The following is a 20485-nucleotide window of genomic DNA, read 5'->3' as shown; positions in this document are numbered from 1 at the left end:
TGGCTTCCTGTCCCGAGCGCAACCGAGTCGAAACAGGACAAGATATACCCATGAGTCAGACCATCGCCGCGCGGCCCTTCACCGCGCGCCGGAGGCCCGGCCGCGGCTTCTCCGTCGGCCTCGTCATCATCGGGCTGGTGATCCTGCTGCGCGTGTTTGCGCCGTCGGCCCCTGCCGACACCCTGGCGGACACCTTCCGCGACTTCGTCACCCTGTCGATCAGCGTGGTGATCGAGTCGCTGCCGTTCGTCTTCCTCGGCATCGTGCTGTCGATCGTGGTGCAGACCTGGCTGCCGGAGGGGTTCCTGCTGCGGCGCCTGCCGAAGAACCCGGTCGCCCGGCGGGTCGTACTCTCGCTGCTGGGCATGCTGCTGCCGGTTTGCGAGTGCGGCAATGTGCCTCTGGCGCGCGGCCTGATCGCCAAGGGGCTGACGGTCGGCGAATCGATGACGTTCCTCTTCGCGGCCCCGATCCTCAACCCGGTGACCATCATCACCACCCAGCAGGCCTTCGGTTGGGACAGAGGCATCCTGGTCTGGCGCATCGCCGGCGGATTCCTGATCGCCAACCTGATCGGCTACATCTACAGCCGGCACCCGAAACCCGAGTCCCTGCTCGCTCCCCGGTTTCAGGATGCCTGTGCACTCGGCGACCACCATGACGCGGCCGACGGGAAGATCAAGCGCAGCGCCGGCCTGTTCACGAAGGAGACCAGCGCGATGTTGCCGGCGCTCTTTATCGGCGCCGGACTGGCCGGGCTGATCCAGACCGCCGTCTCCCGCGAGGTGCTCGTGACGCTCGGCAGCCACCCGGTCTGGTCCGTGCTGGCGCTGATGGCCCTGGCCTTCGTGGTTTCGATCTGCTCCAGCGTCGACGCCTTCTTCGTCCTCTCGTTCGGTGCGACGTTCATGCCCGGTGCCATCGTGGCCTTCCTGGTCTTCGGCCCGATGATCGACATCAAGATGCTGGCCCTGCTGCGCACGACCTTCACGGCCAAGACCCTGATGCAGCTCACCCTGATTGTGGCTCTCTGCTCCGCGGTTCTCGGATTGGCGATCAACTATGTCGTTTAGACGGCTCCTGCGGCGCTGGCAGGGCGCGCTTCTCAGCATCGTGGGCATTGTGGCCACGGTCTGCCTGGGGGTCAGCGGGCAGCTCGGGCTCTACATCCACCCCCGGTACTTCGTGTTCACCATGGTGATGGCCGTGATCGCCGCCGCGCTGGTGGTGGCCGCATTCGCTCTCCTGCCCGCAGCCGAAGACGGGCACGAGCACGAGCTGCCTGAGGACGACGGAGGACGCTGGGCGTGGCTCTGGCCGGCCGGCAGCATCCTGATCATCGTCGCGGCCACCGTGGGCCTCCTGGTGTTGCCGCCGGCGACCCTGACCACGGCCACGGTCGCCAAGCGCGACCTGAACGGCTCGACCTCGCTCATCACGCAGAAAGAGGCGAGCGACCTCGTCGGCGGCGACTACTCGACCTTCACCGTGCGGGACTGGTCCTCGCTGCTGAGCCAAGGCGCCGGCGAGGACTTCTTCGCCGACAAGACCGCGACCGTGACCGGGTTCGTCACGCCCGACACGAGCGACCCCGAGAACGTGTTCTTCGTGGCCCGCTTCGTCGTGTCCTGCTGCGCGGTCGACGCGCAGCCGGTCGGCATCCCCGTCTACTACCCCGGCTGGCAGGACGAATTCCCGACCGACAGCTGGGTTGCCATCGAGAGCGGTTTCAACACCAACCCGAGCATCCGCAGCGATGAGACCATCGCCCTTGTTCCGAGCGAGATCACACCCACGGACCAGCCCGCCCAGCCGTACGTCTACTGACGCCGGCAAGCTGATCGGGCCGCTCTGACGCCCGGTGCCCGCTGCATCCGTCGCTACGCAAACTCGGAGAAATTGCCGTAACGCCGGCTGGGTCACCCCAGCCTGATCTCGCGGCGTGTCGTGAAAATCCCCGAGTTTAGGCAACACGACGGAGGCCCGGAGTGCGCCGAGCTGCGTGGCACGTTCCCGGGTGATTCGGGCGCCGCCCGCGGGGCTCGGCGAGCTCGACCTCCGATCAGGCGGCCGAGGCATCCTTGGGGTCGGTGGCGGCGTCATCCGTGCCGAAGTGGTTGCTGCCCGCGGTCACGCCGGCGAGCCGCAGCCAGGTGTCGACCACGGTGTCGGGGTTCAGCGACACGGAGTCGATGCCCTCGGCGACGAGCCACTCGGCAAAGTCCGGGTGGTCACTGGGGCCTTGACCGCAAATGCCCACATACTTGCCGCGGGCCTTGCAGGCCGCGATCGCCATGCTGAGCAGTTTCTTCACGGCCGGGTCGCGCTCGTCGAAGCCGCCGGCGACGATCGCCGAGTCGCGGTCGAGGCCGAGTGCCAGCTGCGTCATGTCGTTGGAGCCGATGGAGAACCCGTCGAAGTAGTCCAGGAACTCGTCGGCGAGCAGCGCGTTGGCCGGCAGCTCGCACATCATGACGATCTCAAGGCCGTTCTCCCCACGGCGCAGCCCGTTCTCGGCGAGCAGTTCAATAACGCCCGCGGCCTCGTCCAGGGTGCGCACGAAGGGGATCATCAGCTTGACGTTGGTCAGCCCCATCTCGTTTCGCACGAATGAGAGCGCCTCGCATTCGAGGTCGAAGCAGTCCCGGAATGAGGGCTCGAGGTAGCGGGACGCCCCGCGGAACCCGAGCATCGGGTTCTCTTCGTGCGGCTCGTAGGCCGGTCCGCCGATGAGGTTGGCGTACTCGTTGGACTTGAAATCGCTCATCCGCACGATCACGGTCTCCGGCGCGAAGGCGGCCGCGATCGTGGACACGCCCTCGGCCAGGCGCTTGATGTAGTAGTCGCGCGGATTGCCGTAGGCGGCGATGCGGGTGTTGATCTCGCGGGCCACGTCGGCGGGCTGGTCGGCAAGGTTGAGCAAGGCCTTGGGGTGGATGCCGATCTGACGGTTGATGATGAATTCGAGCCGGGCGAGACCCACGCCGTGGTTGGGCAGCTGGGCGAACGTGAACGCCTGCTCCGGGGTGCCGACATTCATCATGACCTTCACCGGGGCCGGCGGCAGGGTGGTGAGCGCGGTCTCCTCGATGCCGAAGTCGAGCAGCCCTTCGTAGATCAGGCCCGCCTCACCCTCGGCGCAGGACACCGTGACTTCGAGGCCGTCGGAGAGGATGTCGGTGGCGGTCCCGGTGCCGACGACCGCGGGAATGCCGAGTTCGCGGGCGATGATCGCGGCATGGCAGGTGCGGCCGCCGCGGTTGGTCACGATGGCGCTGGCGCGCTTCATGATCGGTTCCCAGTCGGGGTCGGTCATGTCCGCGACGAGCACGTCGCCGGTGGCAAAGCTCGCCATCTGGTCGATGGACGAGAGGATGCGCACGCTTCCGGCGCCGATCCGCTGGCCGATGGCGCGGCCCTCGACCAGCACCTTACCGGTCTCGTTCATCTTGAACCGGCTCTGGGACACCGCGGTCGCTCGCGACTGAACCGTCTCCGGGCGGGCCTGCAGGATGTAGATGCCGCCGTCGATGCCGTCTTTGCCCCACTCGATGTCCATCGGGCGTCCGTAGTGCGCCTCGATCGAGAGGGCGTGGCGGGCCAGCTCCTCCACGTCGGCATCGGTGATGCTGAACAGGTCGCGCAGGTCGACGTCCACGGGAACGAAGTCGATCGTGCGGCCGATTTCACGGTTCTTCGTGAAGGTCATCTGCAGCGCCTTCTCGCCGAGGGTGCGCTTGAGGATGGCGGGACGGCCGGCCTCGAGTGCCGGCTTGTAGACGTAGAACTCGTCGGGGTTGACGGCGCCCTGCACGACGGCCTCGCCCAGACCGTAGGAGGAGGTGATGAAGACCGCGTCGCGGAAGCCGGATTCGGTGTCCATCGTGAACATGACCCCGGAGGAGCCGATGTCCGAGCGCACCATGCGCTGGATCCCGGCCGACAGCGCCACCTCGGCGTGCTCGAAATCGTGGTGCACCCGGTAGGCGATCGCCCGGTCGTTGTAAAGGGAGGCGAAGACATCTTTGATGGCCGGCAGGATGTTCTCGATTCCGCGCACATTCAGGAACGTCTCCTGCTGACCGGCGAAGGACGCGTCCGGAAGGTCCTCGGCGGTGGCGCTGGAACGCACCGCCCAGGAAATGTCGTCGGAGCCGCCGTGCTTCAGGACCAGGGCCGCGTAGGCGGCCCGGATCTGGGACTCGAACTCGGGCAGGAAGGGCGTGTCACGCATCAGGCCGCGGATTTCCTTGCCGGCCGCTGCCAGCGCGGTGACGTCGTCGATGTCGAGGCCCCGCAGGCGCTCGATGATCCGCTGGTCCAAACCGGAATCGGACAGGAACCGGCGGTAGGAGTCCGCGGTGGTGGCGAATCCGTCGGGCACCTTGACGCCGGCCGACGTCAGATTCTGCACCATTTCGCCCAGGGAAGCGTTCTTGCCGCCCACCCGGTCCAGGTCCGTGAGTCCGATTTCGGAAAACCAGAGGATGTCTGTCGTCATGTGTTCTGCTCCCTTGCAGTGTGCGACCAGAGGTGAGGCCACGAGGTGAGGAGGCTCACCTCATGGATAAGCGCCCTGTTCCCATAGTGACAGGTCTATCCGGCCTGAGCGCAATTTGTTTACTTGATTGACATGTTCACTTGTCTGCGTTTTGAATGTGAGTCAGCGCTTGAGGTTCATTTGCTGCAGAATCATGGCCGACATCTCCTCCACGGACATGCTCGCCGAGTTGAGGAATGGGATTCCGTGGGAGGCATAGAGTCGCTCCGCACTGCGCAGCTCGAACCCGCACTGCCGCAGGGACGCGTAGGGCGAACCTTCCCGGCGCTGGGTGCGCACCTGGCTCAGGCGCAGGGGATTGGTGGTGAGCCCGAAGCACTTGTCCACGAACGGTCGCAGTGGCTTGGGGAGACCCTCCCGCTCGAAGTCCTCGTCGACGAGAGGAAAGTTCGCCGCGAAGATGCCGTGCTGCAGCGCCAGGTACATCGTGGTGGGGGTCTTGCCGCAGCGCGACGGGGCCACCAGGATCAGCTGCGCCTTCTCGAGCGCTCGCAGGCTCTGGCCGTCATCGTGCTCCATCGCGTATTCGACGGCCGTCATGCGGGACTGATAGCGGGCGGCGTTGCCGAGGCCGTGGGCGCGCCCTGGTTCGTTGCTGGCCTGCGTCGCCAGGGTCTCCTCGAGCTCGCTGAGATAGGTTCCGAGCAGGTCGATCAGGGTGGCCGTGCAGGTGCCGAGGGTGCGGCGGATGTCGCTGGTCACGGCCGTGGAGAATACGATCGGCTTCTGGCCGCGCTCCACCAGAGCGTCGATCAGGTCGACCACGGCCTGGGCCTGGTCCACATTCAGGATGAACGGGATCGTCGTGCGGTCGAACTCCACGGTGGGGAACTGGGACAGGAGGGTGCTCCCGAGCGTTTCCGCCGTGATTCCGGTGCTATCCGAGAGAAAGAAAACCGGGCATGGATCGTCAGTGGCCATACCTCATTGTGTACCTCCCGGCAGGCTCGGCGCGGATCGGTGCGCGCGTACTGAGCGCCGCAGTCGATTCCGCGAGTTGCCGTCGTCGCATCGTGCGCAGCAGACTTGAGTCTGGGGTTGCGACTGATTCGTCCGCCCGGTAGCTAAGGAACCCACCATGACTGAACCGAATGATGCACGCGTCGGCCTCTACATCGACTTCGACAACATCGTCGTCTCTCGCTATCAGCAACTACACGGACGAAATGCCTTCCAGCGCGATGGCATCCGTAATTTCGACAGATCGAGCGCGGATGCCGAGCCCGAGGTTGCCGCGAAGCTGAACGCCGCGACGGTCGACTTCAACGCGATCATTGATTTCGCCGCGTCGTTCGGCACGCTGGTTGTCAATCGCGCGTACGCCGACTGGTCCGTGCCCGTGAATGCGAGCTACCAACGCCAGCTCATGTCCCGAGCGGTTGACCTCACCCAGCTATTCACCACGACCACGCGGGGAACGAAGAACGGGGCGGACATCCGTCTTGCCGTCGACGTGGTCGAAGACCTCTTCCGGCTGCCCGACCTCACCCACGTCATCATCGTCGCCGGTGACTCGGATTACATCGCCCTCGCCCAGAAGTCGAAACGTCTCGGTCGCTTCGTGGTGGGCATTGGAGTGGCCGGGTCGACCAGCACCTCCCTCGCGGCTGCGTGCGACGAATTCGAAGACTATGACTCTCTCCCCGGCATAGCGAAGGTCGCCGCCGCCGCGCCCGCCCCCGTGGCGCTCGTGCAGAAGCCCCCGTCGGGCAGGAAGGCCGCAGAACCCGCGACCGTGCCGCCCAAGACGGTGCCCGTCAAAGCCCGCACCCTGACGACGATCCCGATGTTCTCGCACACCACAAGTTCGCAATTCGACGAGCCGGAGCCGGAACCGGCCGAGGACATCGACCCTCAGACAATCGCGTCGGAGCTCCTCGTGCGTGCCCTGCAGATCGGGCACGCAAAGGGCGACGATGACGAGTGGCTGAACACCGGCACGGTAAAGAACCAGATGCGCCGGATGGACCCCTCGTTCAACGAAAAACCGCTCGGCTTCCGTTCCTTCACCGACTTCCTCTCCTCGCGCAGCGAGGTGGCCGAGCTGCAGGAAGATGGCCCGCATCGGCTCATCCGTCTGCGCCCGGAGGCCAACGCCGGACGCTGAGTCGGTCCGTGCGGTCCGGCGCCGAGCAGGAGCAACGCGTGGTGTGTCAGAACCAGGTTCCGTCGAACACAGACAGCGGTGTGATCTGAGCCCGTGAGCGTTTCGACCGAGACGAAGGCTGCTTTCAAGACGACCGAATTCAGCGCCTGAATGCTGATTCTCGTCGCGCGTTCATCGCTTCCGCCATGGTCGATAACGGGGACGACGGGCAGGGTTTCGGGGCCAGCTCCGCCTGGCTGTCCGCCACGCTCCTCACCATCGGTTACATGATTAGCCGCGGCCCGGTCAAATCGGGAAGCCGTGAGAACTACGACCGTGACGAGCGCGACAACCGCCGCTAACTGACTCGGTGCACGGACCGGATCTGCCCTTGACGCGGCGTCCGTACAGGAGGCCCCCTACGCTTCGCGCAATGGGCCTTCTGCTCCGTGCAGGGCGCTGGAGCGTCCCGAACAACACCCGCCGTGGCTTCGGGGCCAGGGATATCGCCGATGTCGGCGACGGTGAAGAAGAGGAGGCACGTCGTTTTCCCGTCCCGCAGCTGCCGGAAGTGGGCATCAAGGAAACTGTGGAAAAAAACGGGGACGCAGAGGCAACAGCGAAGGACTTCGATGCCATGATGGGCGACATCGACGTGGGACTCGGACAATAATCATGGGCGAATTTGTCTACGGAAATCCCTCTGTCATTGTCGAGTTCGATGATCGGGGTCTCGCAGCTCAAGATCGTCATCCTCGCCAAGGTGCGTCGAGGGGAGAGCTTCTTTTTCTCCTGGGAGTACACGGCGGCGGCTGGCAGCGGCCACAGCTCCATCTGGATCCACCCCACCATCCCGTTGCAGTTCAACTTTCAAGGCAGCAAAGAACCTCTCCTGAACCGGGCAAGGGTGGAGTAACTCGTCCGCATCTCGAACACACCCGCCGGTCTGCGCGTCACCCCAGAGCCGCCCCAACCGGGGGAAGTGCGACACTGATTCTCAGAGCGGTCGCGAGAGCCGATCGGCCGTGATTTGTTCAAGGGAGTTCGCTGACCGCCACGAAAAAGCCCCGGCTTCACCGCGCCGGGGGGAGGCGAGGAATCTGCCGGGGCCGATTCGTTTGGAGTGGGGGAACTCCATTGACCACGGTACGGCGGATGGGCTGAATTTCGGCTGGACGAGCCCCCATGTCGGAACAAAACCGTACGGTCGCCGCGGAACCGGGCATCGACCGCGTGTTCGCCGACGCAGGCCGACGGGGGCATCGCCGTCGGAGCCGGGACGGGGGTCGCGATCGCCTCCGATGGGTCATCCTCGCCAGCGACGACCCGCGCCCGGAAAACAGCGCTCTTTCGGTGGTCTCCCGGCGGGCATAAAATCTCGGCATGTCTGCTGACCCGGATGACTATCGTCAGGCCCTGGAGCGAGCGAAAGCCCATGCCCTGGACTGGCTCTCCTCCCTGCCCACCCGGCCCGTGGGGCCACGCGTCGACGCCGACACCCTCGCCGCGGGCTTCGCAGCGCCGCTGCCGCTGCAGCCGACGGACCCGGCGGAGGTGATCGACGAGCTGGCCCGGCTGGCCGAACCGGGGCTGATGGCGATGACGTCCGGCCGCTTTTTCGGCTGGGTGATCGGCGGCACGTTGCCGGCAGCCCTGGCAGCCGACTGGCTGGTCAGCGCGTGGGACCAGAACGCCGGCATGCGCTTCGCGACCCCGGCCACGGCCGCCGCCGAGGAGGCCGCCGGCGGCTGGATCCTCGATCTGCTGGGTCTGCCGGACGGCGCCGACGTGGGCTTCACCACCGGGGCCACCATGGCGAACTTCGTGGGTTTGGCGGCCGGACGCGATCATGTGCTCGGCGACGCCGGCTGGGACGTCGCGATCGCCGGTCTGGCCGGGGCGCCCCGCGTCGCCGTCTACGTGGGCGATGAGCGCCACGCGGTGATTGACCTGGCCCTGCGCTACCTGGGACTCGGCGCCCCCATTGTCGTCCCGGCCGACGACCAGGGCCGCATGCTCCCCGAGGCCCTGGCGGCCGCGCTCAACCAGGGCACTGGCCCCGCGATCGTCTGCCTTCAGGCCGGCAATGTGCACTCCGGCGCCTTCGACCCGGTCGGTGAACTCACCGACCTCGCCCACCAGCATGGTGCCTGGGTGCACGTCGACGGCGCCTTCGGCCTCTGGGCCGCAGTGAGCCCGCGCTACCGCGAGCAGCTGGCAGGCCTCGACACCGCCGATTCCTGGGCCACCGACGCGCACAAGACACTCCAAGTGCCCTACGACTGTGGCATGGCCATCGTGGCCAGGCCCGCCGAGCTGCGGTCCACCTTCGGGGTGCACACGAGCTACCTGTTCGCCGATGAGACCGGTCCGGGTGACCCCTACGAAAAGGTGCCCGAGCTGTCGCGCCGGGCGCGCGGTGTTCCAGTCTGGGCGGCTCTGCGCTCCCTGGGCCGATCGGGCACCGTGATGCTGGTGGAGCGGCTGGCCGATCACGCCCGGGCCATCGCCGACGGACTGGGTCGCATCACCGGCGCCGAGGTGCTCAACGACGTGGTCTTCACCCAGGTCTGCGTCAGCTTCGGCGACGACGAGCGCACCCGACGGGTGACGGAAGAACTACTCAAGGAGGGAACCGCCTGGATGTCGGGTTCGCGTTGGCAGGACCGGGATGTGCTGCGGGTCTCCGTGAGCAACTGGTCGACGGATGCGGACGACGTCGCCGCATCCGTGGCTGCCGTCGAACGGGCCTGCGCGGCGGTCGCGCGCAACCGTCCGACGGAATATGAGAAGGCGTGAATACGGCCGTGGTCCGGCCTGATTCCAGGGCTGGCCCGGGCCCGGTCCGGGCGGCGATTCGTGCTCCGATCGGCGGCCGCCACCGACGGCCCGCGAGAGGCCGCTGGAGACGACGGTCGTAGGATCGAAGTAACAAGGATTGCCACAGGTTGCCGGTTGCCCCGGATTCACCGGCAACTGGAGGTATGTCGAATGCTCGCTCAACCACGGGTCGTCATCGTCGGCGGCGGAATCAGCGGATTGGCGACAGCACACTACCTGCACCGCCGGCTTGGCGACGGGGTGCGTCTCACTCTGGTTGAGGGTGGGGCGCGGTTGGGAGGCAAGATCTCCACTGAGCAATTCGGCGGGCACCTCGTTGACGTCGGACCTGACGCGCTGATGGTGCGGGCACCCGTGGTGGCAGCCCTCATCGAGGATCTCGGGGTCAGCGACCTCGTCGTGGCCCCCGCCGGGTCCGGCGCACGCATCTGGTCGCGCGGTAAGCTGCGACGGCTCCCGGCCGGCACCCTCTTCGGCATCCCCGATCGGCTGCTGCCCCTGATGAAATCCCGACTGCTGTCGCCGCTCGGTCTTGCCCGTGCGGCCCTGGACCTCGTGAAGGCGGCCCCGGCGGGATTGCCAGACGACCCCACAATCGCCGAAATCGTTCGCCCGAGGATGGGCGGGCAGGTGTTCGATCGCCTCGTCGATCCGCTGCTCGGAGGTGTGCATGCCGGCAGGGCCGACGAGCTCAGTGCTCGGAGCACCGCGCCTGACATCGACGCTCTCGCCCGCGGCAATCGCAGCCTCTACCTCGGACTGCGGCGCCGACGCCGGAATGCCCCACCCAAGCCCGCCGGAGCAGGAGGCGCGGTCCTCGTCACCCTCCGTGGGGGACTCGCCCGGTTGATCGACGCACTGGCCGTCCACGTCGTGGGCGACGATGTGCGCCTCGGTACGGCGGTCGTCTCCGTGTCGCGCGGCACCGCCGGCTATGAGGTGAAACTGAGCGATGGCACGGTGCTCGAGGCCGACGCGGTGGTGCTCGCCACTCCCGCGTTCGCTGCGGCGGACATGGTGCGCAAGGAAGCCCCCGACCTGGCCGCCGCGCTGGCGGGTATTCCCTACGTCGATGTTGCCACGATCTGCCTGGCCTATCCGCGCTCCGCCGTCGCCCACAACCTCGTCGGCACGGGCTTCCTGGTGCCGCCGGAGGAAGGCAAACTCATTGTCGGCTGCACCTGGTCCAGCGCCAAGTGGCCGCACCTCGCCGATGACACGACCATGATCATCCGCTGCATGGTGGGCAGGCGCCGCGACCAGCGCTGGATGGACCTCGATGAGGACACCCTGGTCAGCCAGGTGCACGCCGAACTCGTCGAGGCCATGGGTCTGACCGGGCGCCCGACCGAGCAGCACATCGAGCGCTGGCTGCAGGCGATGCCGCAGTACATCGTCGGCCATCAGGGCCGGCTCGCCGCCGCGGAGGTGGCTCTGGGTCGGCTGCCGGGGCTCTACCTGACCGGTTCCGCCTACCGGGGGGTCGGGCTGGCCAGCTGCGTGGCCGATGCCGAGCGCACCGCCGACAAGCTCGCGCAGCTTCTGACCGATGCGCGTCCCGCGAGCGAGGTGCCCGCATGAGCGGGCTCAGCATCCCCCTCGGCGAGACCGCCGTGTTGCCGACCCTGCCGACCGCCCGCCGTGGAAAGGGCCCGGACTACGCGCAGCGCCCGATGCTGGTGTTCTGGGAAACCACCCGCGCCTGCCCGCTTGCCTGCAAACACTGCCGGGCCAGCGCCACGATGCAAGCCCTACCGGGCGAGCTGACCACGGCAGCGGGCAAAGACCTGATTGACCAGGTGGCCGGATTCGGCCGGCCGTACCCGATCCTGGTGCTCACCGGCGGCGACTGCCTGATGCGCCCTGACCTGTTCGAACTCGTCGACTACGCCACCGGCCTTGGACTGCCGACGGCGCTGTCCCCGTCGGTCACGCCGAGTCTCACTCCGCAGATGATCGAACGGATCGTGGCGAGCGGGGTCAAGGCGGTGTCGATCAGCCTTGACGGCGCCGTCGCCGCGACCCATGAGGGCGTGCGCGGGATCCCGGGCCACTTCGACGACACCATGGCGGCGATCCGGGCTCTCGCCACGGCGGGGTTGACCGTCCAGGTCAACACGACCGTCATGCGCGCCAATGTCGACGAGCTCGCAGATGTCGCGGCCCTGATCAAGAACGCCGGCGCCGCTATCTGGGAGGTCTTCTTCCTCGTCCAGGTCGGCCGCGGCGTCTCGACCGAGGCCGTCAGCCCAGCGGAGCACGAAGACATCTGCCACTTCCTCTTCGACGCCTCCCAGCACGGCTTCATCGTGCGCACGGTCGAGGCACCCTTTTTCCGGCGAATCGTCGCCCGCCGACGCGCCGGTGACCCTGCACCGATGAGCGCACCGTACAACATCCTGTCCGCGAGGCTGGAAGCCCTGATGGGGCCGCCCGCGGGCCTGCCGCGGGCGCAGACCGCGTCGACCCGCGACGGCAAGGGCATCGTCTTCGTGGCCTACGACGGCGAGGTCTACCCGGCCGGGTTCCTGCCACTCGGCCTCGGGAACGTGTGCACGACCCCGCTGGCCGAGATCTATCGGGACAACCCGCTACTCAAACAGATCCGGGCCACGGAGTTCACCGGCCGCTGCGGCAGCTGTGAGTACGCGGACCTGTGCGGGGGCTCCCGAGCCCGCGCGTTCGCGTCGAGCGGCGATCCGCTGGGGGAAGACCCGGCCTGCCCGTTCCAGCCCGGCGCGGCCGGCGCCCACGTCGGTGCCTGAGTCCCAGCCAGTGGATGGCCTCGTGCCCGCGCCTCCCACGGAGCCAGCCGGGTACGACGCCGTGGTCCTCCTCGGCTTCGGAGGCCCCGAGGGCCAGGACGACGTCATCCCGTTCCTACGGAACGTCACCCGGGGCCGCGGAGTTCCGGAGGCACGCCTCGAAACCGTGGCCGCCCACTACCGCTCCTCGGGTGGTGTGAGCCCGGTCAACGCCCAAAACCGGGCGCTCCGTGACGCGCTCCAGACCGAACTGGCCGCCCGAGACACCTTCGTGCCGGTGTACTGGGGGAACCGCAATTGGGCTCCGTACCTGCGAGACGCCGTGACTGCGGCCGTCGACGCCGGCCACACCCGATTGCTCGCGCTCACGACGAGCGCGTACAGCTCCTACTCGAGCTGCCGGCAGTACCGGGAAGACCTGGCCGAGGCGCGGTGCGCCGCCGGGCTCGGCGACGCCGTGCGCATCGACGCGGTTCGCCCCTACTTCGACCATCCCGGCTTCGTCGCCCCGTTCGTGCTCGGCGTCTGCTCCGCCCTCGCCGACTTCGCGCGGCAGGGCCTGGCCCCGGATGACGTTCACGTGCTCTTCACAACCCACTCCATCCCGATGGCGGATGCCGAGCAGAGTGGCCCACGCGAGCGATCCTTCGGTGCCGGCGGGGCCTACGAGGCGCAGCACCGGGCCGTCGCGGAGGTGGTGATGGCCGCCGTTTCAGCGGCGGCGGACGACGACACAGTGGCCGACGCCACCCCGGCCTGGTCTCTGGCATTCCAGTCGCGGTCGGGGCCGCCCGAAATGCCTTGGCTCGAACCTGACGTCAACGACGTCATCGTCGTGCTCGCCGCGGCCGGCACGCGGGCCGTCGTCGTGGTGCCGATCGGATTCATCTCCGACCACATGGAGGTCTCCTGGGACCTCGACACGGAGGCGGCGGCCACTGCCGCCGCGCACGACCTGGGGTTTACCCGGGTGTCGACCCCCGGCCTGCACCCGGCGTTCGTGGCGGGGCTCGTCGACCTGTTGCTTGAGCGACTGACGCCGGCAACGACCCCGGAACGCTGCGCGCTCACCGCGCTCGGACCATGGACGGATGTGTGCCCGGTGGGATGCTGCGAAAAGGGGCCGGCCCGGAGGCCGGGGACGGAACCCTCATCCCCAGCAGGAAATCCTGCGGCCCAGGGAGGTCCTTCATCGGGGGAGGCGCACCGCTGACGCCCGCGCAACTGGCCGAGCGGATGGCCGCCATCCGCGGGTGACCCCGGCCTCCCACCGATTGGGTACGCTCGGCGATAGGGCTCAAGAAGGCTAACGAAGGACCAACCGTGACCCACCCGTATCCGTTGTATGTGGCCATCCGGGCGCAGTGCTTCTGCTGCCAGTCGCTGCAGCCGTTCACGTTCACCTCGGCGACCGACCAGGTGGTCTGCGCATCCTGCCTGCACCACCTGGGGGCGGAAAAGGCCACCCGCCGGGACGCGGAGCACATCAAGCTGTGGGTCGGGCAATACGCCGACCAGCAGGAGAACCACCGGCAGTTCGCCGAGAAGTCGGCGGGGGCGGATGCCGAGCAGCAGGCGGTGATCGACGGGCTCACGGCCCAGGTGGTGGAGCTGCGCGGCGTCGTGGCCGGCGAGTCCGACCGCACGAAGAGCGCCGGGGTGCGCGCGCTCCTCGAGAGTGACCTGGTGCGGCGCGCCGAGCGGAAGACCGAGCTCGCGCACCGTCAGCTCGACTGGGCTATGGCCGTGCTCTGGCGGATCGGGCAGCTGCACCACGCCGTGGAGGGCATGCCGCTGGCCTGCGTCTGCGGGCGCGCCGCCGCGGCTTGCGCGGAAGGTCGGGCGATCGATCCGCAGCGGCAGGCCGTGCTCGACTGGGAGCGGAAGAACCTCGTGCTGCTGCGCGCCGGCTCCCGGCACGCCCTGCCCGACGACCACCCCGAGGTGCGGGCCTCGAGACGACAGCCGTGAGAGGTGCGGGCCGCCAACCCCTCAAACGTGTCGGTGCACCGGCGAGCGGACGGCGGGGGCCTACGCTGGAAAAATGGAACCCCTCAGCACCCTGCACATTGTCACCGGCGTCTTCATCGTCGGGCCCATGGCCATCCTCCCCATGACCGCCATGCGCTCCATGCGTGCCGGGGAAGCCGGCCAGGTGGCCTCACTGGCGAAGTCCACCAATCTCTTCACTCTGCTGTCGCTGCTGGTGGTGTTCCTCGGTTTCGGCGCGGCGGGCTTCAGGGACAACGCCTCCCTCGCGTCGACCTGGATCTGGCTGTCGATCGTGCTCTACGCGGTGGCCCTCGTACTCAGCCTGTTCCTGGTGGTTCCGACCATGAAGTCGGTCTCGGAGCTCCTCGCCGAGCAGTCCGCCAGCGGTACCCGGGTCGCCGGCGCCAAGGTCGCCGGTTACTCGCGCGTGGCCATGGGCTCGGGCATCGTCTCGCTGCTCCTGGTGGTCGTGGTCGTGCTGATGGTGGTCAAGCCGGTCTAGCCGTTCACAGTCTCGCCGGGCTAGTCCAGGTCGCCCACCGAGACCAGGCCGTCGTGACGGCGGCCATCGAAGATGATCGTCGGGATCTTCACGGTGTGGATGCTCTCCTCGACCAGCCGCGTGTTCGCGGCGATGATGTCCGCGACCTCGTCGGAGGCGGCGACGGATGCCACGTCGGCGACCTGTTCCTGGCTCAGGCCGAATTCGGCCGACCAGTCCTGCAGCAGCGCGGTGGCGACAGCCGGCTCGGCGCCGTTGATCACGCTCTGCCAGGAAACGCCCTTGTCATCGACTTCCGTGTAGATCCGGCGCAGGATCTCCCAGTCGACCGGCGTGGCGGCGTCGGCGAGAGGGTTCAGCCGCAGCGCCTCGAGGTACTGGGTGACGAGCAGCGAGTTCTGGAACTTGTAGCCGTCGGCGGCGGCGATCGGGTAGGCGATGTAGGTGAGGTTCATCCGGTCGTCGAACCCGGCCTCCTCGATGTTGTTGAACAGCTGCAGGCAGTAGGTGCAGCCGGGGTCGATGACCTCGAGCGCGGTTTCCTTCTTCGCGTCGTAGACGCCCAGGTAGCTGGCGTTGGCGGGCAGGTATTCCTCGGCCTCCCAGTTCTGCATGCGGGAGGGGATCGCCGAGAACGTCTCGCCGAGGCTGGCGAAGTCGTTGCCGAAGGCGCCGATCACGTCGCCGGAGAGCAGGGACTCGCCGAAGGTGGGCGTCTGGTCGGGGATCGAGCAGGCCTCGGCGCCCAGGCTGCAGGATGCGGAATCCTGCTTGTTGCAGGTGCCGTAGACGTACAGGTTCACACCGCTCTTGACGACGACGTATGCGCTCCAGACGGTGGTGAGCACCACGAGCAGCGCGACCACCTCGAGGGCGACGGATGCCGGGCCGACGAGCTTCGGACGGCGCACCGCCAGCGGCGCGAGCAGGTGGTCCTTGATGTCCTGCTTGAAGGTGGTGTCGCAGGGGCGGAACGTGACACGGCGGAGGGTGCAGTTCCACGCCCTGCCTAGGTAGCGGCGGTATCGTGCCGACACGGCCCCCATGAGAACGAGAACGATGAATGCGGCAATGCAGAACACTTAGGAGAGGCCTTTCATCAGGCGCGCGAGGGCCTGTGCGGCCTGATCGACATCGGCCGTGGTTGAGTGCAGTCCGAGCGAGAAGCGCAGCAGCGGCGGCAGCCCGAGCTGGTCTTTCAGGTAGTGGTGGGCGCAGAAGTAGCCGCTGCGCACCATAATGTGGGACTGGGAGAGGAACACTGCGAGCCGGTGCGAATCCTGTTTCGGGGCGTAGGCGCTGATCACCGGGCTGGCCGCGGTGTTGACCAGAGTGAGGCCGGGGATGTCGCCGAGACCCTCGAAGAGACGCTGCGAGAGACCCTGAAGGTGCTCGGCCGCGGGCCGGCCGCCGGGGCGCACCTGTCCCAGCCACTCGATCGCACGGCGCAGGGCGATGATCTCGCCCCAGGCCTGCAGCCCGGGTTCGAGCAGGGCGCCCGGGTCGTTGGCGAGAAGGTCGTAGGAGTCTTCGCGGACATCCGCCACCATGCCGCCGCCCACGAAGGTGAGCTCGAGGGAACTGAGCAGCTCGTGGGTGGCGACGACCACGCCGAGGCTGGCGCCGTACATCTTATGGGCGGAGAAGCAGAGCGCGTCGGCCTCGGTTTTGGCCAGCAGGGTGCGTTCGTGCGCCATGGCCTGGGCGGCGTCGAGAATGACGATGCCGCCGCGGGCGTGGGTGTCGCGCACCAGGTCGGTGAGGTTGGTAAGCAGACGCCCGTCGATGTTGGAGGCCACGTTGACGACCACGATCGCGCGTTCGAGCTGGGCCGGCCGGTAGACCAGGGCGCCGTCGGGGGCGCGGTCGAGCACCAGGCGGGGCACCCCCAGTCGGGTCGCCGCCGTCATGGTGGGCAGGAAGACCGAATTGTGCTCGATGTGGCTCGTGACCATCTGCCCGAACCGGCCCTGCGGCAGCTGATGCAGCAGCAGGTTCAGCCCGAAGGTCGTGTTGAGGGTGAAGGAGACCGCGTGACCCCGGCCGGAGAGGCCGAGCAGCTCGAGCACGGCCCGGCGGGCGTCCTGCACCTCCCGGTCGACGCGGGTGCCCCAGGCGTACTTCACGCGCCCGCCGCAGGCGTTGTACTCCGTGTAGTACTCGGTCAGGGCGTCGAGGACCGGCTGCGGCCGGAGGCTCTGACAGGCGGAGTCGAGGTAGACCGCGCCGGGTTCGAGGTAAGCGAAATCGGCGAGACGGCCGGTTTCGACCGCAACCGGTGGCGTGCGCCGGAACAACCCAGTGTGCTTCATGTCCTTCAATTCTTTCCGGCTCATTCTAGGCGAGCAGCGGGTTCTGCCCGGCGCGGCTGGGAACCGGCTGGGAGCGTGGTGGTCATAGCTTCATCCGTCGCACCGGGCTAGGCCTGGGCCGCAACGAGCACGGTCCAGGTGAGACCGAAGTCGTCGCTCGCGACGACCCCGCGTCGGTCGGCGGCGAGGAGCCAGGGCACGCTCCCGCCGACGAAGCCGAAGGCCTCCGGGCTGCCGTCGGTCTGTCCTCCGCGGGTCCAGGTTCCGCTTCCGGCCTCCTCGTGCCAGAGCACGCCCTCCGGGTCGATGCCGACGACACCGCCGCCGGCCGCGGCATCCTGAACGTCGATCAGGTACAGCATCGGTGCGCCGGGGACCAGCGCGAACGTGCGCCCGGCATCCTTGCTCACGGCGAGGCCGTTCTCGGTGGTCGCGAAGACCCGGTTGGGGGTCGCCGGGTCGGCGGCGAGGTCGCGCAGCGCCACCGCGGCTCCGGGCGACCAGGTGGCCCCATCGTCGTCGCTGATGCTGACCCTGCCGGCGGCGGCGTCGTAGCCGTAGACGCGCAAGGCTCCCGGCGGCAGGGTCACCGCGTCGAGGTCGTGGAAGTCGGTCTTGCCGGCGAGAGAGACGTTCGACCACGTGGCTGCCGCATCCACGCTGCTGATCAGTCCCACGTTGGGGCCCACCAACGTGGACTCGTCGGAGCCCGGATGCCCGGAGGCCAGCAGCAGGCCCGGCGCGGCCACCGTGAAGCCCATGGCGTCGAAGGCCGGGCCATCGCTCGGGGTGGGCTGGGTGAGTTCGGCCTCCGGCGCGCCGGCCAGGTAGCTGTCGGGCAGCAGGTCGGTCGGGACCTGCCACACGCCCTGGTGCGTGCCGGCGTAGGTCTTGCCGGTGGACGGGTCGGCGCCGAGGCCGTGAATGTGTTCAAAAGCCGCCGTGGTGGGGGCGGACGTGCCGGTTGGCGGAGCAGCCGGAGTGGGCGCGCAACCGGCCAGCGCGGCCGCGAGGCCGACGGTGATCAGGGCGGCGCCGCCGAGGCGGAGGGTTCTGCTGGACGTCGTCATGGGTCAGTCCGCGGCGAGGATGTCGGTCATGACGGCGATTTCGGCGGATTGCGACGCGACGATGGTGGCCGAGAGGGTCTGGGCGGCGGCGTTGCTGCCCTCGTCGATGTGCGTCTGCGCCATGGCGATTGCGCCCTCGTGGTGCGCGATCATCAGCTCGAGGAACACCCGGTCGGCGTCTGCGCCCGAGGCGTTGCCGAGCGTCATCATGTCGGCCTCGCTCATCATGCCGTCGGTGCCGTGGTTCATGTCGGACATGCCGCCCGTTTCGGCGCCCCACTCGCCCAGCCAATCGGTCAGCTGGGTGATCTCGGGCTCCTGCGCGGCCTTGATCTTGGTCGCCAGGGCGACGACGCGCGGGTCGGTGCCGTGCTTGGCGAGGAAGTCGTCGCTCATCGCGACGGCCTGCTCGTGGTGGGGGATCATCATCTGGGCGAAGTCGACATCCGCGGCGTTGGCGTTGGCGGACGCGGTGGCGGTGGGTCCGTCGGCGGCCGGGGCGTCGGCGGCCGGGGTCGGGTCGCCGCAGGCGGTAAGGGTGAGCGCCGTGGTGAGCGCTGCGGCGGCGATCAGCGAGGTGCGGATGGTGCGGAGCATTGGTGTTCCATTCGTTGACAAAAGGGTGAGAAACCGGGGGCCGGGGTGCGGCCGGGCCGCGCAGGCCGGTGGGGTGCGCTGGCGAGGGTTTCGGCCTAAATGCGGCTGATGGAGAGCAGGGTGAGTCGGGGCCGATGCAGGTGCAGCGGAATCTCCCGGAAGGAGCCGACGATGAAGCTGCCGGCCTCGAGCAGGCGACGGCAGGCCGACGGGCGCCGTGCCAGCAGAATCAGGCCGACCAGCACAAGCAGCAGGGAACACGTCATCGAGAGGGTGGCCAGACCGGACATCGCGTGGGTGTCGGCGCTGCCGAGTGCGCCGGCGGACAGGGCGACCACGGTCGCGGTCGCGGGCGCGACGCGCTCGAGCAGCGGGCCGGTGAGGGATGCGGGGAGGGATGCAGCGAGGGATGCAGCGAGAGGCGCGGCGGATGATGCGGTGTGCCCGGCCGCGGAGTGTGCGTCGGCGGTCATCGCAGTGGTCATGGTTGTTGACGCTGTTGTTGATGAGGGAGCGGGAGCGGTCGGGGCCGAGGACAGGCCGCCCGGTCCGTGCGCCGGCCCGTGTCCGGTTCCGGCCGTGTGCGCCGCGAGCAGGCAGAGCAGCAGCGCGGCCATCATGAGCAGGGCGGAGTGGAAGACCCGGCGTCCACCACGGAGCGAGATCGCAGCGCGTGTGTGCAGCTTGCCGCCTCCGTCCGAACTGTGGTCTGGGCTTCCGTCGGCCTGTCGCTCACCGTGGATGCCCCCTCAGGGTATACCGGGCGGATCGGCGTCAGCTGGGAGCAGCCTCGGTCCGGGGCGACACCCGGGCCGGGGCTCACCCCCAGTCGAGCGCGAGCACCCACGACCCGTCGGTGTCGCGGCGCAGGTCGTAGCGGTGTTGTTCCTCGTCGCCGCGCGAGGCATCGAGGCGCCAGAGCTCGGTGTCGATGCGGGACGGCACGCCGCCGGCATTCTCCCACCAGCGGGTGCGGGTGAAGATCGCCTGCGGCTGGCCGATGACGGTGTGTTCGAACCGGTTCCAGATGAACGCCCGCGGGTCGCCGTCGACGGACAGCTCCACGTCGACGACTGCGTCAATGATCTGAGGCATGCGTGGCTCCCTTGATTTTCTCGAACATCTATTCGATTCTGTGAGTGTAGTTCATGCCGCCGACACTCGCCAGACCCGATCAGGAAATCGCTCGCGACCCCGGCACCGAGGACTTGCCCGGTTCTCGCGCGCCCAGGCTCGACGAGCCGGACCGGGGCGTGAGTCCGAGCCGCCGCACGATCTCGGCGGCCTCCTCGGCCGGAGCGCGGCCGGCGTCGATGGAGATCGCGCGCTCGTCGGCGTCAGGCGCCTCGAGTGTGGCCACCTGCGAATCGAGCAGGGAGGTCGGCATGTAGTGGTCGAGGCGCGTCGCAAGCCGGCGCCCGATCAGGTCCGTCGACCCGGTCAGGTGCACAAAGATCACGTTGTGCTCGCGCAGCACGTCGCGGTAACGGCGCTTGAGCGCCGAGCAGGTGATGATTCCCGGCGCCCCCGCCATGGTGTGCTCGATGATCCACGAGGAGACCGTGTCGAGCCAGGGCGCGCGGTCCTCGTCGTTCAAAGGCCGACCGGCAGACATCTTGTCGATGTTCGCCTGGGGATGCAGGTCGTCGCCCTCCTCGAGATCCCAGCCCAGCTGGCCGGCGAGGAGCCCCGCCACGGTGGACTTGCCGGATCCGGAGATGCCCATGATCACGAGCACGGGCTGCTGAGTCTCGAACAT

The 20485-nt window shown here is 68.1% G+C and carries 21 protein-coding genes; 12 read left to right on the top strand and 9 right to left on the bottom strand.

The window, feature by feature from the left end; genetic code table 11:
• The first annotated feature begins 50 nt into the window (after positions 1 to 50).
• Positions 51 to 1073 carry a permease gene (locus tag CXY79_RS07990; RefSeq protein ID WP_104100607.1) on the top strand — a complete coding sequence of 341 codons (1023 nt, stop codon included), beginning with the start codon at positions 51 to 53 and terminating at the stop codon, positions 1071 to 1073.
• Complete coding sequence (locus CXY79_RS07985) at positions 1063 to 1827, top strand: TIGR03943 family protein (protein ID WP_104100606.1); 765 nt, start codon at positions 1063 to 1065, stop codon at positions 1825 to 1827. Before CXY79_RS07990 ends, CXY79_RS07985 begins: the two co-directional genes overlap by 11 nt.
• Before the next feature lie 235 nt (positions 1828 to 2062).
• Here the strand turns inward: CXY79_RS07985 and ppsA are convergent, their stop codons facing one another.
• Positions 2063 to 4501 (bottom strand): phosphoenolpyruvate synthase, encoded by a 2439-nt coding sequence (ppsA, locus tag CXY79_RS07980; RefSeq protein ID WP_104100605.1) that lies wholly within the window; start codon positions 4499 to 4501, stop codon positions 2063 to 2065.
• Positions 4502 to 4663: 162 nt separating this feature from the next.
• Positions 4664 to 5482: a pyruvate, water dikinase regulatory protein gene (locus tag CXY79_RS07975; RefSeq protein ID WP_104100604.1), complete on the bottom strand. Its 819-nt coding sequence runs from the start codon at positions 5480 to 5482 to the stop codon at positions 4664 to 4666.
• 157 nt (positions 5483 to 5639) lie between these two features.
• On the opposite strand from CXY79_RS07975, the gene CXY79_RS07970 reads away from it, so the two are divergent.
• The 10 genes from CXY79_RS07970 (at position 5640) to CXY79_RS07930 (ending at position 14747) form a co-directional block, all read left to right on the top strand.
• Entirely contained in the window at positions 5640 to 6668 is a 1029-nt protein-coding gene (locus CXY79_RS07970; RefSeq protein ID WP_104100603.1) for an NYN domain-containing protein, read from the top strand.
• A 185-nt stretch (positions 6669 to 6853) separates the two neighbouring features.
• Positions 6854 to 7009, top strand: coding sequence for a hypothetical protein (locus tag CXY79_RS15950; RefSeq protein ID WP_158250249.1), 156 nt, complete (start codon positions 6854 to 6856; stop codon positions 7007 to 7009).
• Between the two features lie 71 nt (positions 7010 to 7080).
• Positions 7081 to 7320, top strand: coding sequence for a hypothetical protein (locus CXY79_RS07965; RefSeq protein ID WP_104100602.1), 240 nt, complete (start codon positions 7081 to 7083; stop codon positions 7318 to 7320).
• 12 nt (positions 7321 to 7332) lie between these two features.
• The gene (locus tag CXY79_RS07960) at positions 7333 to 7563 is read left to right on the top strand and encodes a hypothetical protein (protein ID WP_146068112.1); all 231 of its coding nucleotides are present in this window, start codon (positions 7333 to 7335) and stop codon (positions 7561 to 7563) included.
• A gap of 467 nt (positions 7564 to 8030) precedes the next feature.
• Positions 8031 to 9446 (top strand): aminotransferase class V-fold PLP-dependent enzyme, encoded by a 1416-nt coding sequence (locus CXY79_RS07955; protein WP_104100600.1) that lies wholly within the window; start codon positions 8031 to 8033, stop codon positions 9444 to 9446.
• 192 nt (positions 9447 to 9638) lie between these two features.
• Positions 9639 to 11069 (top strand): protoporphyrinogen oxidase, encoded by a 1431-nt coding sequence (gene hemG, locus CXY79_RS07950; protein ID WP_104100599.1) that lies wholly within the window; start codon positions 9639 to 9641, stop codon positions 11067 to 11069.
• Positions 11066 to 12253: a TIGR04053 family radical SAM/SPASM domain-containing protein gene (locus tag CXY79_RS07945; protein WP_104100598.1), complete on the top strand. Its 1188-nt coding sequence runs from the start codon at positions 11066 to 11068 to the stop codon at positions 12251 to 12253. The genes hemG and CXY79_RS07945 overlap by 4 nt, the downstream gene beginning before the upstream one ends.
• Before the next feature lie 22 nt (positions 12254 to 12275).
• The gene (locus CXY79_RS07940) at positions 12276 to 13466 is read left to right on the top strand and encodes a ferrochelatase (RefSeq protein WP_233191363.1); all 1191 of its coding nucleotides are present in this window, start codon (positions 12276 to 12278) and stop codon (positions 13464 to 13466) included.
• 110 nt (positions 13467 to 13576) lie between these two features.
• Positions 13577 to 14224 carry a hypothetical protein gene (locus CXY79_RS07935; protein WP_134342761.1) on the top strand — a complete coding sequence of 216 codons (648 nt, stop codon included), beginning with the start codon at positions 13577 to 13579 and terminating at the stop codon, positions 14222 to 14224.
• Between the two features lie 73 nt (positions 14225 to 14297).
• Positions 14298 to 14747, top strand: coding sequence for a DUF2269 family protein (locus CXY79_RS07930; RefSeq protein ID WP_104100595.1), 450 nt, complete (start codon positions 14298 to 14300; stop codon positions 14745 to 14747).
• Between the two features lie 20 nt (positions 14748 to 14767).
• Here CXY79_RS07930 and CXY79_RS07925 read toward each other — a convergent pair whose 3' ends face one another.
• The 7 genes from CXY79_RS07925 to CXY79_RS07895 form a co-directional block, all read right to left on the bottom strand.
• On the bottom strand, positions 14768 to 15793 hold the full coding sequence (locus tag CXY79_RS07925; protein WP_233191368.1) for a hypothetical protein: 1026 nt from the start codon (positions 15791 to 15793) through the stop codon (positions 14768 to 14770).
• Between the two features lie 36 nt (positions 15794 to 15829).
• On the bottom strand, positions 15830 to 17059 hold the full coding sequence (locus CXY79_RS07920) for an aminotransferase class V-fold PLP-dependent enzyme (RefSeq protein WP_158250248.1): 1230 nt from the start codon (positions 17057 to 17059) through the stop codon (positions 15830 to 15832).
• Between the two features lie 107 nt (positions 17060 to 17166).
• Positions 17167 to 18129, bottom strand: a complete 963-nt coding sequence (locus CXY79_RS07915; protein ID WP_104100592.1) for a F510_1955 family glycosylhydrolase — start codon at positions 18127 to 18129, stop codon at positions 17167 to 17169.
• A 3-nt stretch (positions 18130 to 18132) separates the two neighbouring features.
• The gene (locus CXY79_RS07910; protein ID WP_104100591.1) at positions 18133 to 18726 is read right to left on the bottom strand and encodes a DUF305 domain-containing protein; all 594 of its coding nucleotides are present in this window, start codon (positions 18724 to 18726) and stop codon (positions 18133 to 18135) included.
• Between the two features lie 95 nt (positions 18727 to 18821).
• The gene (locus tag CXY79_RS07905) at positions 18822 to 19346 is read right to left on the bottom strand and encodes a hypothetical protein (RefSeq protein ID WP_104100590.1); all 525 of its coding nucleotides are present in this window, start codon (positions 19344 to 19346) and stop codon (positions 18822 to 18824) included.
• A 199-nt stretch (positions 19347 to 19545) separates the two neighbouring features.
• A complete protein-coding gene (locus tag CXY79_RS07900; RefSeq protein WP_104100589.1) occupies positions 19546 to 19821 on the bottom strand; it encodes a hypothetical protein in 276 nt (91 codons plus the stop codon).
• Positions 19822 to 19900: 79 nt separating this feature from the next.
• Positions 19901 to 20485 (bottom strand): gluconokinase, encoded by a 585-nt coding sequence (locus CXY79_RS07895; protein ID WP_104100588.1) that lies wholly within the window; start codon positions 20483 to 20485, stop codon positions 19901 to 19903.

It is taken from the genome of Cryobacterium sp. M96 (genome assembly GCF_002929845.1).
GTDB classification, from domain to species: domain Bacteria; phylum Actinomycetota; class Actinomycetes; order Actinomycetales; family Microbacteriaceae; genus Cryobacterium; species Cryobacterium sandaracinum.
This window is presented reverse-complemented; position numbering and strand designations above follow the sequence as displayed.

Coding starts and splice junctions, on each gene's coding strand:
- CXY79_RS07990 (WP_104100607.1), top strand. CDS start 51: ATGAGTCAGACCATCGCCGCGCGGCCCTTCACCGCGCGCCGGAGGCCC.
- CXY79_RS07985 (WP_104100606.1), top strand. CDS start 1,063: ATGTCGTTTAGACGGCTCCTGCGGCGCTGGCAGGGCGCGCTTCTCAGC.
- ppsA (WP_104100605.1), bottom strand. CDS start 4,501: ATGACGACAGACATCCTCTGGTTTTCCGAAATCGGACTCACGGACCTG.
- CXY79_RS07975 (WP_104100604.1), bottom strand. CDS start 5,482: ATGGCCACTGACGATCCATGCCCGGTTTTCTTTCTCTCGGATAGCACC.
- CXY79_RS07970 (WP_104100603.1), top strand. CDS start 5,640: ATGACTGAACCGAATGATGCACGCGTCGGCCTCTACATCGACTTCGAC.
- CXY79_RS15950 (WP_158250249.1), top strand. CDS start 6,854: ATGGTCGATAACGGGGACGACGGGCAGGGTTTCGGGGCCAGCTCCGCC.
- CXY79_RS07965 (WP_104100602.1), top strand. CDS start 7,081: ATGGGCCTTCTGCTCCGTGCAGGGCGCTGGAGCGTCCCGAACAACACC.
- CXY79_RS07955 (WP_104100600.1), top strand. CDS start 8,031: ATGTCTGCTGACCCGGATGACTATCGTCAGGCCCTGGAGCGAGCGAAA.
- hemG (WP_104100599.1), top strand. CDS start 9,639: ATGCTCGCTCAACCACGGGTCGTCATCGTCGGCGGCGGAATCAGCGGA.
- CXY79_RS07945 (WP_104100598.1), top strand. CDS start 11,066: ATGAGCGGGCTCAGCATCCCCCTCGGCGAGACCGCCGTGTTGCCGACC.
- CXY79_RS07930 (WP_104100595.1), top strand. CDS start 14,298: ATGGAACCCCTCAGCACCCTGCACATTGTCACCGGCGTCTTCATCGTC.
- CXY79_RS07925 (WP_233191368.1), bottom strand. CDS start 15,793: ATGGGGGCCGTGTCGGCACGATACCGCCGCTACCTAGGCAGGGCGTGG.
- CXY79_RS07920 (WP_158250248.1), bottom strand. CDS start 17,059: ATGAAGCACACTGGGTTGTTCCGGCGCACGCCACCGGTTGCGGTCGAA.
- CXY79_RS07915 (WP_104100592.1), bottom strand. CDS start 18,129: ATGACGACGTCCAGCAGAACCCTCCGCCTCGGCGGCGCCGCCCTGATC.
- CXY79_RS07910 (WP_104100591.1), bottom strand. CDS start 18,726: ATGCTCCGCACCATCCGCACCTCGCTGATCGCCGCCGCAGCGCTCACC.
- CXY79_RS07905 (WP_104100590.1), bottom strand. CDS start 19,346: ATGATGGCCGCGCTGCTGCTCTGCCTGCTCGCGGCGCACACGGCCGGA.
- CXY79_RS07900 (WP_104100589.1), bottom strand. CDS start 19,821: ATGCCTCAGATCATTGACGCAGTCGTCGACGTGGAGCTGTCCGTCGAC.
- CXY79_RS07895 (WP_104100588.1), bottom strand. CDS start 20,485: ATGTTCGAGACTCAGCAGCCCGTGCTCGTGATCATGGGCATCTCCGGA.